Source organism: Microbulbifer sp. ABE4_465 (genome assembly GCF_056160765.1).
In genome coordinates this window covers 1-418 of sequence record NZ_JBSWXV010000027.1, presented here as the reverse complement: position 1 = coordinate 418, position 418 = coordinate 1, and the positions used below count along the sequence as shown (strand labels likewise).

At 50.2% G+C, this 418-nt stretch carries 1 rRNA gene; it reads left to right on the top strand.

Annotation, left to right across the window (positions count from 1 at the left end):
• Positions 1 to 75: ribosomal RNA gene (gene rrf, locus ACXAG1_RS16980) — 5S ribosomal RNA — on the top strand; the annotation flags it as partial.
• Positions 76 to 418 lie beyond the last annotated feature (343 nt).

Here is a 418-nt window from a genome sequence, read left to right as displayed (position 1 = left end):
GAACTCAGAAGTGAAACGCAACATCGCCGATGGTAGTGTGGGGATTCCCCATGTGAGAGTAGGTCATCGTCAGGTTTTAATTCAAAAGGCCCAGTCGCTTACGCGGCTGGGCCTTTTACTTATAAGTGAGAGCGTTCATTTTGTAACGCCGCCCAGGGCTCCAGGCAGTCCTCCAGTGCTGAGAATCAGGTCGATCAATCGCCGATTCCCAGCCCTGAAAAAGCTTTGAGAAACAGCTTGCCAAACGAGATTGGCGCCATATAATGCGCGTCCTTCTTAAGCCTTCAGCGCTGCTGGAGGGGTCATCCAAAGGGTGATCGAGGTGTTGGAAAGCGTTGATTTATAACGGTTTCGCGCTTCAAAGAAGTCTGCAAAAAGCACTTGCTTCAGCAGATTGGATGTGTAAAATGCGCATCCC